The organism is Flavobacterium araucananum, assembly GCF_002222055.1.
Classification (GTDB): Bacteria; Bacteroidota; Bacteroidia; order Flavobacteriales; family Flavobacteriaceae; genus Flavobacterium; species Flavobacterium araucananum.
The window spans coordinates 1-2,068 of record NZ_MUGS01000093.1 but is presented as its reverse complement, the minus strand read 5'-3'; the positions used below and the strand labels follow the sequence as shown (position 1 = coordinate 2,068).

General features: G+C 38.7%; 1 protein-coding gene. It reads right to left on the bottom strand.

The annotated features are described in order from the left end of the window. A partial coding sequence (locus B0A64_RS24115; RefSeq protein ID WP_244285485.1) for a non-ribosomal peptide synthetase occupies window positions 1–2,015 on the bottom strand: 2,015 nt, incomplete at its 3' end. Between the last annotated feature and the right edge of the window lie 53 nt (window positions 2,016–2,068).

Genomic DNA, 2,068 nt, shown 5'->3' with positions numbered 1-2,068 from the left:
GTATCTGCGTCATCGTATATAGATGCACTAAGATCAATGGCAATAACCTTATCCACAGGCAGCGATAAACCTTCTTTCAACAACAAATCCTTCTGGCTCAGAACAAGCACTGCTTTGGTATCTTCCAAGATATAATCAATCCTGTCCTGTGGATAATCAGGGTCAATTGGAACATAAGCCCCTCCTGCCTTAAGTACTCCAAGTATTCCAATGACCATCTCAAGGCTTCTCTCAAGACATAACACGATAAGGCTATCTCCTGTAAGTTCCCCTTGGGTCCTTTTCTCATACTCCAAGCGGATATGACGAGCCAGTTGATTACTCCTGGCATTAAGTTCGCCATAACTCAACTCATCACCATCATAAACCAAAGCAATATTATCAGGGGTCTTTTCCGCTTGTGCCTGGAATAACTCATAAATAGTCATGTCACTCGGATAAGTCCTATCGGTAGCATTCCAATTATAAACAATTTGATTGTACTCATCAGGCTGCAATAAACTGATTTCATCATAAGACTTATCAGGGGCTGCAATTAACTGGGCAAGCAAATGCTTATAATGACCAATAAAACTATCTATGGTTGCTTTATTGAATAAACTCATCGCATAACTTACCTGCCCTATAAGCTCGTCATGACTGTCATCTATAAAAATCGACAAATCAAATTTCTCCACTTCATGAGATTCCTCAAAATAAAATGGTTTAAGATAACTTCTACCCGTATTTATGGCTTTTGTATCTCTTCCTAAACTCTGTACCACAAACATTACCTGAAAAACAGGATGTCTGGAAGCATCACGCTCAACTCCCAATTCTTCAACCAACTTCTCAAAAGGCAAATCCTGATGCAACTGACCCTCTATCTGATCCTGATGGACCTGATCAATCAACGAGACATAACTCTGACCCTTACTCAAAATACTCCTGTTAACCTGAGTGTTCACAAAAAATCCAATAAGATCCTGCGTCTGCCTGTGATGCCTGTTGGCAATAGGGCTACCCGTTACAATATCATTCTGACCTGTATATTTACTAAGCAAAATATTAATACTGCTCAACATCACACTATGAAGCGTAACTCCAAGGCGATGAGATAACAACCTTAATTGTTCACTCAAATCTTTGTCTAAAACAAAACTCTGATGAGATCCCCTGTAATCAATCTGCGATGGTCGAACATGATCAATCGGAAATTCCAATGGATCATAACCCAATAACTTAGACTTCCAATAAGCCAACTGATTCTCTAAAACTTCTCCCGTAAGATAAGTTCTTTGCCACAATGCATAATCTTTATATTGAATATCCAAAGCTGGCAAAACAAAAGCCTTATCTCCACTTATATAAAACTCATAGTAAGCTCGAAGTTCTCTCTGAAAAATATCCATAGACCAACCATCACTGGCTATATGATGCAGGTTAATCAGTAAAAACCTTCTTTCTGGTCCCGTTTCTGATTCTATAATATAAAATTTAACCCTGATAGGATACTCCAGACTTAAATCAAAGGGACGATTAATATCTGTTTTTATAACAGACTTATAATCTTCTGATACCCCCAGAACTGAATCCTCAATAACCAATACTCTATCACGCACAACCTGGATACCATAACCAAGATCCTCCCTCTGCTCAATGGTACTTCTCAATACCTCATGCCTCGATACAATACATTGAAGGGCATACTTTATACCTGAAATATCAGTAGCAGGCTCAAGTTCAAATACAGAAGGCATATGGTAAGCATTAGTGCCCTGCTCATACTGCTCGATAAACCACAAACGCTCCTGGGAAAAAGACAAAACATTTTCTTCCTCTGATGCTTTAGTGATTATGGTATCAATACTTCCTTTACTGTGAACCAATAAGTCCAATACGGTTTTGTATTTAAAAATATCTGCTATCTTTATATAACAGTCCAGTGCCTTACTCATACGATGCGACACCTGAATGGCCAATATCGAATTACCTCCTATCCTGAAGAAATTATCCGTTATTCCAACCCTATCCAAGCCTAAGACCTCTTTCCAGATATTACAAACGGCGATCTCCAATTCTGTCCTTG